Source organism: Capnocytophaga sp. oral taxon 324 str. F0483 (assembly GCF_000318315.2).
GTDB classification, from domain to species: domain Bacteria; phylum Bacteroidota; class Bacteroidia; order Flavobacteriales; family Flavobacteriaceae; genus Capnocytophaga; species Capnocytophaga ochracea.
Map to the genome: position 1 here is coordinate 1 of NZ_KB291476.1, position 9054 is coordinate 9054.

General features: G+C 42.8%; 4 protein-coding genes. All 4 read right to left on the minus strand.

Annotation, left to right across the window (positions count from 1 at the left end; genetic code table 11):
* Positions 1–335: 335 nt before the first annotated feature.
* The 4 genes from HMPREF9072_RS00005 to HMPREF9072_RS00020 all read right to left on the minus strand — a co-directional run bounded on the left by HMPREF9072_RS00005 (position 336) and on the right by HMPREF9072_RS00020 (position 8629).
* Complete coding sequence (locus tag HMPREF9072_RS00005) at positions 336–2024, minus strand: hypothetical protein (RefSeq protein WP_034565893.1); 1689 nt, start codon at positions 2022–2024, stop codon at positions 336–338.
* A gap of 240 nt (positions 2025–2264) precedes the next feature.
* Positions 2265–3929: a hypothetical protein gene (locus HMPREF9072_RS00010; RefSeq protein WP_009409888.1), complete on the minus strand. Its 1665-nt coding sequence runs from the start codon at positions 3927–3929 to the stop codon at positions 2265–2267.
* Positions 3929–5581: a RagB/SusD family nutrient uptake outer membrane protein gene (locus tag HMPREF9072_RS00015; RefSeq protein ID WP_009409889.1), complete on the minus strand. Its 1653-nt coding sequence runs from the start codon at positions 5579–5581 to the stop codon at positions 3929–3931. The genes HMPREF9072_RS00010 and HMPREF9072_RS00015 overlap by 1 nt, the downstream gene beginning before the upstream one ends.
* Before the next feature lie 12 nt (positions 5582–5593).
* Positions 5594–8629: a TonB-dependent receptor gene (locus tag HMPREF9072_RS00020; protein WP_009409890.1), complete on the minus strand. Its 3036-nt coding sequence runs from the start codon at positions 8627–8629 to the stop codon at positions 5594–5596.
* Positions 8630–9054: the final 425 nt, after the last annotated feature.

Below are 9054 nucleotides of genomic sequence, written 5' to 3' on the forward strand. Positions count from 1 at the left end.
GGTATAGGAAGGGTATATAAATAATTGATTCATACTATAATACGACAGTGTTAAAAATGTTAAAATCGGGGTTTCGAGGCGAAAGAAAAAGGAAGAGGTGATAGGCCTTAGGCCATAGGCACTGGAAATAACATCCCCCTTTACACATACTCCGCTATTGCAGTGCACATACACAGCTGTTGCTGGGTTTCTTAAAAGGAGGTACGAGCTACAAGCTCGTACTAGCGAGAACGTTAGTCGTTAGGAGTTAGTAGCCCCCGTTCCCCCGAAGGAAGACAAGCCGAAAAAGTGATTTGTCGATTTGCTAATTGACAAATTTACTAATTTATTAATTCTTATGGTTCATCTATACCATTAGGATTTAAGCCTTTGCCACCTCCTGCTGTATAGCCACGGCTTTCACCGGTTTGCCAAGGAGATACCCAAAAAGCGTAAAGGTCGCCATTGGTAAGGTAGAACTTAAAGCGTACGGACTTCCCTTTGAGTGCTGTGAGGGTAGCGTTGTTTTTCCACTGTACACGTACCTTAGTGCCATCGATTTTTTGCAATACTACACAGTCTTTCTTAGTAAAACCTGCAATAGGAGAGCCGCTTTCGTCTAACACTTCTACTAATAGTTTTCCTTTCTTGACTGCCACATTTACAAAGAAGTATTCACCATCAAAACTGATTTTTTCGGTAGTGGTAAAAGCCTCTTTCTTGTCAGCTTTGAGCGATACAAAACCATCACGACGTAAGGTAGCCAAGCCGGTGCTCATACCGGCATCCCACCAGATATTGTTTTTAGAGCGACCACTACTGTAAAAATAAAGCGAGTCGCCTACAATAATAGGCACTCCATTCACCGACTGCATATTGCCGTAATTCCAAGCCCCTTCGGTAGAGTTTACCCCCATAAAAGACTGGTGAGTAGGGCGTGCAAAGTGAAAGCCATCACGACTATAACCTAACTGCACTTCGTTGCGCTTAGGCATCATCGCTTTTTTGCAAATGCCATTCTCAGGTCCTTGCCACTGACTATAAAAGCCGAGTATGATACTCTCATAGGCAATGGCATCGAAATTATAGATACCAGGAGCTACTTCGGGGTGGTCGGGGTGGCGTTTTTCTTTATCATCGGGGGTGAACCAGAATACTTGATATTTCTCGTGTAGCTGTCGACTCATCATATGAGCAAGACTTACAGCATCTTCTACATTAGTGTGCTCTAAATAAGAGCGCGAACGGTTAGATACCTCAGGCACCGAATAGCGCATACTAATAGCCCACCGATTGGTAAAAGGATTATAGAACGCCGAACAGCGGTCGGTAATACTACCTGAGTGTGCTACTCCTTTGTCCGTAAAGTGAATGCCATCGGGTGAATATTTCAACACGATTTGGTATTGAGCATAGTCGCTTTTGTACTCTATGTTATTCATCGCTTTGTATTCTACATTGAAGAACTTAAAGCGTTTAGCGGGGTCTTTTTCCTGTTTGTCGAGCCATACCGTGGCGGCATCACGGTTATTCACATCTACATAGTTAGTGCCAGGCACTATGTCTAACGAAGGTTTCGTCCAATGCTTACCATCAACCGATTCGGCATAGCAGGTAGCTAAACCGTGTTTGGCACCATTTGCCTGAGAGGCACCTGCTAAGTACCACATCTTAAACTTGTTATCTTGTTCGTCATACCACACTCCATCGCTAAAAGGAGCAGCATAAGGATAGCCTTCCTTAGTTTTTTCCCAAGGTTTATCAGCTTTGAGTACTGGATTTTGAGCGTAGAAGCGCGGTGTGTGATAGACCTTTTGAAGGTGGTTTTCACTGAGCAAAAAGTCGTCTACAAACAGTTGTCTGCCCGTATTGATAGGAATAACCGCAGGCTTGTGCTGCAAATACGGCACGGGCATTTCTTTTCTCTCAGTAGGCTCTTCATAACGGGGTGGCCAGTGTGAAGGTAGCGTTATACCGTTATGAAGTACCTGACCGAAAGACTTCATACATAAAGTAATTAAAAGTAAAAGTATTATTCTTTTCATTTGTCGATTTGTTAATTTGTCGATTGCCCCTATTCCCCCGAAGGGGGGCAAGCCGCAAAAGTGAGTATTTATGAGAAAGATTGTTCTAATACGAAATTTTGGGGTTAACCTCATTTACTAATTTGTCAATGGCCCCCGAACCCCCGAAGGGGGACAAGCCACAAAAGAGTGAACTATACGGGCAATATAAGAATTAGGAGGTTCATTTGCTCATTTGCTAATTTTCAAAATTGCTAATTTTTACGGTTCATCTATACCATTAGGATTTAAACCTTTGCCACCTCCTGCTGTATAGCCACGACTTTCACCGGTTTCCCAAGGAGATACCCAAAAAGCGTAGAGGTCGCCATTGGTAAGATAAAATTTAAAGCGTACGGGCTTGCCTTTGAGTGCTGTGAGAGTAGCATTGTTTTTCCACTGTACACGCACCTTAGTGCTGTCGGTTTTTTGCAAAACTACACAGTCTTTCTTAGTAAAACCTGGAATAGGAGAGCCACTTTCGTCCAACACTTCTACTAATAGTTTGCCTTTCTTGACTGCTGCATTTACAAAGAGGTATTCACCGTTGAAAGATACCTTTTCGGTAGTGGCAAAAGCCTCTTTCTTATCAGCTTTGAGCGATACAAAACCATCGCGTCGCAAGGTAGCCAAGCCTGTAGAGGTATGGCTATCCCAGAACACATCGCTAAGCCTACGACCGCTGGCGTAGAAGTAAAGCGAATCGCCTACAATGATAGGCACACCATTTACCGACTGCATATTGCCCCAGTTCCACGCTCCTTTAGTTTCGTTCACATTCATAAAGGGTTGGTGAGTAGGGCGAGCAAAGTGAAAACCATCGCGACTATAACCCAATGAAATCACATTACGCTTTTGTATCTTATCCTGCTCGCATACTTTGTTTTCAGGTCCTGCCCACGCACTGTAGAAACCGAGTATGATACTCTCGTAAGCAATCGCATCGAAATTATAGATACCAGGCTCTACTTCGGGGTATTTCTCGTGGCGTAGCTCTTTATCATCGGGGGTAAACCAAAAGTGTACGTACTTATCACGGTCGTCTTTGCGTATGCGGTGGGTTACCGATACAAGAGTCTCAGGGTCTGAATGTTCTACATAAGCACGTGAACGGCTTGATACGGGGGTGCCATAGCGCATACTGATGACCCATTTTTTAGTGAAAGGGTTATAGAAAGCAGTAGAACGATCGTATATATCACCTGACTGCGCTACCCCTTTACTCCAATGAATACCATCGGGAGAGTATTTGAGTACAAACTGCCAACGGCGGTCGGACGGGCGACGTTCTACATTGAAGAGTTTCCAGCGTTTGGCAGGGTCTTTTTCATTGCGGTCGAGCCATACGGTAGCTGCATCACGGTTAGATGTCTCTACGATATTGGTATTGCCATACACCCCTACACTAGGTTTCACCCAGTGTTTGCCGTCGGTTGATTCGGCATAACCGGTGTAGAAAGTCTGCGGGTCTTCTTTGTGCAACGTGCCTGCCCCAGTAAGGTACCACATTTTGTACTTACCGTCACGCTCGTCATACCATACCCCATCGCTGAAAGGCGAAGCATAAACCGCTCCTTGGGTGGTTTTCTCCCACTCTTTATCGGGTTCCAATACAGGGTTGCCCGCATAGTAAGTGGGGGTGTGATAGACCTTCTGCAAGTGGTTTTCGCTGAGCAAAAAATCGTCTACAAATAGTTGTCTGCCCGTATTGATAGGGATGACAGCAGGTTTGTGCTGTAAATAGGGCACGGGCATTTCTTTTCTCTCAGTAGGCTCTTCATAACGGGGTGGCCACTCAGCAGGTAGCTGAATGCCGTTATGAAGCTCCTGACCGAAAGACTTTACAAATAAAGTAATTAAAAGTAAAAGTATTATTTTTTTCATCATTACCAACCAGGATTATTATGTTGAATATAGGGGTTGCCTTCTACTTCATCTACGGGTAGCGGTAACCACTCGTTTTTGTGTTCTTGGAAGCCAAGGTAAGCCGAATTGTTATACTGTTTGAAATTGGGGTCACTACCCTCCAATTCGCGGAAACGTTGTACTAACTTGCCCCAGCGAAGGAGGTCGAAAAAGCGATGCCCTTCTTGGGTGAGTTCTAAGATGCGCTCGCGTTCTATCACGTTCATATCTACTGAAACCACTGCTGGCATATCTACACGGGCGCGCACTTGGTTTACAGCGTCTAAGGCACTCAATGAGCCTTGCGTACCACCATTTACTACCGCTTCGGCATACATTAGTAATACATCGGCGTAGCGAATTTCTATTTGGTTTAAGCCATTAGCCCTACCGTTCCACATATAGAAGTTATTACCAGGGTTATTAGTAGGTAGTGTCCAGTCGATACCCTTACGGCAAGCTGCTTTATACTTCTTAGCTTGTGCTTTGGCTACCCCAAAACCTTTGGTTCCATAATATTCCTTAAAAGTCTTATTGTCAAAAATACGCACTTCATCACCTGTACGGGCATTGATTTCTGGCTTGGTATCATCAAAAATCAAAGTGCCAAACATACGAGGGTCGGTATGACCTGAGGCATCTTTAGAATTAACAAAGGTATTGTAGACCCAATCGTGAATTACACTACTGCTGGCAATTTTATTGGTAGGAGGCAGATAGCCACGAGGGTCACGCCATACCCCACTGTTAGACAAACCTGGGTTAAAGCCTGTATTGGTTACATCGCCCAAAAATTGGAGTTCGAAAATAGACTCATCGTTGTTTTCGGTAGCGACTTTAAAGTTATCGTTATAATCGGCTACCAAGCGGTATTTACCACTAACAATAAGCTCATTGAACTCGGCAGCTGCCTCGTTGTAATAGGTAGCGGTACTGTTGCCATAATAGCGTTCAATACCCGAACGGTACAAATAAGCTTTACCGAGCAGAGCAATAGCCGAGCCTTTGGTTACACGTCCTACCGATTCACCTTTCCAAAAGCCTTTTTCGGGTAAAAGTTCTTTAGCACGTTTAAGGTCTGATATGATAAAATTCCAAGCCTCTTCAGGAGTTGCCTGAGGTTTGTAGTCTTTGGCAGAGGCTGGCAATTCTTTCATCAACGGGATATTGCGAAAGTTGAGAAATAAAAACCAGTGTGTATAAGCCCTTAAAAAATAGGCTTCACCCAAATAGGCATTTTTCAACTGTTGGTTCGTAAAGTTTACATTAGGAATTGCTTCTATCATTTGGCAGGCTTGAGAAGCTGCAGTATAGAAGAGCGCATAAGGTTGCACAATGGTATACCAAGAGCTGGATAGGTTAGCCGAATACTGACCAGGTTCTCCATAGTCGGAGCAGTCGCTACTCTCATCACCACGATTGATTTGCAAGCGCCCCGCAGTACCCATTGCACGAGGGGTAGTAATATAGGCATAGATACCTATTACCCCTTTATTAATGTTTTGTGGCGTATTGTAAAACCCATTTACGTCTTGTTGGTTAGGGTTGCTCGCCAATTCATCGAATGTTTTTTCGCAAGCCGTAAGCCCTATAAGACAGGCTGCAAATACAGCTTTATATACTATCTTTTTCATTTTGTTTTTAGTTTAGAAAGTGAGTTTTAATCCCATATTATACACGCGGGCATTGATAGCAGGAGCATTGGCTTCCAAGCCGTCAATACCTTTGTTGAACAAAGCGTTGCTACTTACCTCAGGGTCGTAAAGAGAATAGTTAGTGAGGGTAAAGAGGTTTTGAGCACTGCCATAAATACGCAAAGAGCGTAAGCCTCCTATCTTTTTGAGTAATGTTTCAGGAAAAGTATAGCCTATTTGCACGTTTTTAAGGCGCAAATACGAGCCATCTTCTATATAGAACGTACTGGGCAAAGCGTTCCCACCGTTGTAGTTATCGGTTTTAGCGATAGGCAACTTGGTATTGCGATTGGTAGGTGTCCAAGAATTTAAGGCATCTACAGGCGCATTACTATTATAGTTGAAGTACAAATCATACTTTTCGGCATTGAAAATTTCATTGCCTGCTACTCCTTGAAAGAAAGCGGTGAAATCCCAATTCTTATAATTCAAATTGAGGTTATAGCCAAAAGTGAAATCAGGAGTAGGGTTCCCGATTACTTGTTTATCGTCTTCTTTTAGCTGTTTAGCCAGCTTAGCAGTGCCGTCTTTGGCTTGATAAAGAAAATCGCCTTGGTCATTAATTCCTACTACTTTATAGCCCCAGAAAGTACCGATAGGCAAGCCTTCTTTAGTAATGGTAGGACGGTCGTTAAACTTAGCACTCATCAACTCTCCACGAATAGGTTGTACTCCTTCACCCAATGCCAACACTTTATTTTGCATATAGGTAAGATTGGTTTGAAAGTTAAGAGTGAAATCATCCCATTTCTTCCTGAATTCCAAAGAAAACTCTAACCCTTTGTTTTCAACCGAAGCCGTATTGTAATTGGGTACCGCTCCTTTGTTGATAGTGATAGTTTGCCCTGAAGAAGGTAGTGATTCGAGCGGTGCTAACAAATTGTTGTTGCGCTTGATAAAGTATTCGGCTGTGAAGGTGAGCATATTGTTAAGCACTCCTACTTCGATAGCTGCATTGGAGGTAATAGAAGTTTCCCACGTAAGGTCTTGTTGTGCAAAGCGAGTAACATAACCATACTGACGGCTACTACCGAAAATAGCTGGTACAGGACCATAAGCCAAGTTTAAGAAAGTATAAGGGTCGATAAAGTTAGCTCCCAATTCACCATAGCTGGCGCGTACTTTCAGTTTGCTGAGTAATTCAGTGTCGAACCAAGGCTCAGAATGGATATTCCAACCCACAGAAGCTGAAGGGAAATAGCCTACACGATGCCCTTTGGCAAATTTAGACGACTCATCACGGCGCAAGCTAAGCGATAGCAGGTATTTGTTGTTGTAGTCGTAATTCAAACGACCAAAGAAAGAAAGTAACGCACTATTTAGTTGGTTAGATCCTACTACCCCTTCGCCATTATACGTTTTTACGGTAGGGGCTCCTAAATCGTTCACCCCTGAACTGATAGAGTTTTTACGGTAAAAATCGCGCATCCAGCTGGTACCTAATAGCACATCGAAATGGTGTTTCTTTTGAAAAGTACGGTTAAAAGTGAGCAGATTATCAATAGTATAATTGAAGTGTTCCGCTCTACCTTCCGATAATGAAGTACGTCCTGTTTGATTGAGTTTGGCATCAGGAGTACCATCAGGATTAAAGAAGGTATTATAAGCAGGAGTGTGTTTATAGGTATTGGTATTTACATAAGTACCTGCTACATTTAGCTTATATTGCAAACCTTTCATCAGTTTAAAAGCTCCTGATAAACTTCCCGTAGCACTAGTGTTCCGGGTGAAAGCATCTTGTTTATAAATAGCTGCCAAGGGATTAGAAATATTACTATTGGTGATAGAATAGCCTTTTGAAGCAGCTGTAGAAATATAACGTCCATTTTCATCAGTTACAGGAATAGTAGGCATTTCGAGCGTACGAACACTAGGAGGAGCTACTTTCTTAGTATTGGCAATCGATAGTTTCTCTGTCAAGGAAAATCTACCCTTTTTGAAAGTAGAGTTGATACGTGCGTTGTATTTGTCGTATTCCGATTTGATGATAATCCCTTCTTGCCTTACATAGCCCAAGCTGGTGTTGAAAGTAGAGTTTTCGCCACCACCTGATACGCTGGCATTGAAGCTACTCATTGGCGCATTGCGGTAGTACAAATCTTGCCAATCGGTGCTACGGTTAGGGTCGGTAGGGTTTACGTTTTGAGGGGCACGGTCGTAAGCCGGACTGTTGTCGGCTACTTGATTAGCAAAAGTGCGCCATTGCTCAGCATTCATCATATCGAGCATTTTAGAAGGCGTTTGGTAAGAATAAGAAGCATCGACCTCTACTATGGTTTTACCACTCTTACCATTTTTGGTAGTAACGAGTACCACCCCATTGGCAGCGCGCGAACCATAGATAGCTGCTGCTGAACCGTCTTTGAGAATCTCTATCGACTCGATATCGGAAGGGTTGAGAGCATCGAGTCCATCGGCTATTGCTCCATCGATTACATAAAGCGGGGCGGTAGCTCCAAACGAACCCGCTCCACGCACTACGATATTTACCTCGGCACCCGCAATACCTCCGCGTTGCAAGATTTCCACCCCAGGTGTACGCCCTTGCAAGGCTGAAGCCACATTGGCAGTTACCTGCTTTTGCACCTCTTTAGCCGATACCGAAGATACGGCAGCCGTCATACTCGATTTCTTTTGAGTACCATAGCCTACGACTACCACTTCGTCGAGCTGTTGGTTTTCGTCTTTCATCTGTACGTTGATAAGCGAACGTCCATTGACAGCAATCTTTTGGGTAATCATACCTATATAAGAAATCTCCAAAGTAGCCCCACGAGGCACATTAGCAAGGGTATAATTCCCCTCCATATCGGTACTCACTCCTTGGGTAGTACCTTTCACTACTACACTCACTCCCATTAAGGGCTGATTACTGTCATCGGTCACTCTCCCCTTTACCTCGAGCGTTTGTGCCCATAAAGAGGAAGTACCCAAACATAGCAACCATAGGGTTACTATATTTCTAATTGTTAATAAATATTCATTCATACTTCCTACAGTTTTAAATCACAAGGTATATTTTTACATTATTTAATTTTACGGCGCAAAGTAAAATAAAAAATAACAATATAAACAAGTTTTTTATTAAATATTTTTATTTAAAAAGATGGATTTATGCTGCAAAAGCATACAAGTATCGGAAAATCAATTATTTAGTAAAATTACATTTTAGAAATAATTTTTTCTTATTCTCGCTTATGTAAAGAAAAAAATCTGATTAATGGTGAATGGTGAATGATTAATGGCTAATTGGGTCATACTTATTGTGAGAGGAGGGATAAAAATAGTAAATTGGGTGCGTAGAAAATGTAGGAATGAGGAAATTTGGGAATTAGTAAATGGGAAGGTTGAACCTGTCGGAAGGAAACGGAAAAGTTCGGAAGAGAGCTGAGAGAAAATTTGGTGAAAAAAGG

What these genes read in the sequence shown, in the direction of transcription:
- HMPREF9072_RS00005 (WP_034565893.1), bottom strand. Translation starts at nt 2,024, where the DNA reads ATGAAAAGAATAATACTTTTACTTTTAATTACTTTATGTATGAAGTCT.
- HMPREF9072_RS00010 (WP_009409888.1), bottom strand. Translation starts at nt 3,929, where the DNA reads ATGATGAAAAAAATAATACTTTTACTTTTAATTACTTTATTTGTAAAG.
- HMPREF9072_RS00015 (WP_009409889.1), bottom strand. Translation starts at nt 5,581, where the DNA reads ATGAAAAAGATAGTATATAAAGCTGTATTTGCAGCCTGTCTTATAGGG.
- HMPREF9072_RS00020 (WP_009409890.1), bottom strand. Translation starts at nt 8,629, where the DNA reads ATGAATGAATATTTATTAACAATTAGAAATATAGTAACCCTATGGTTG.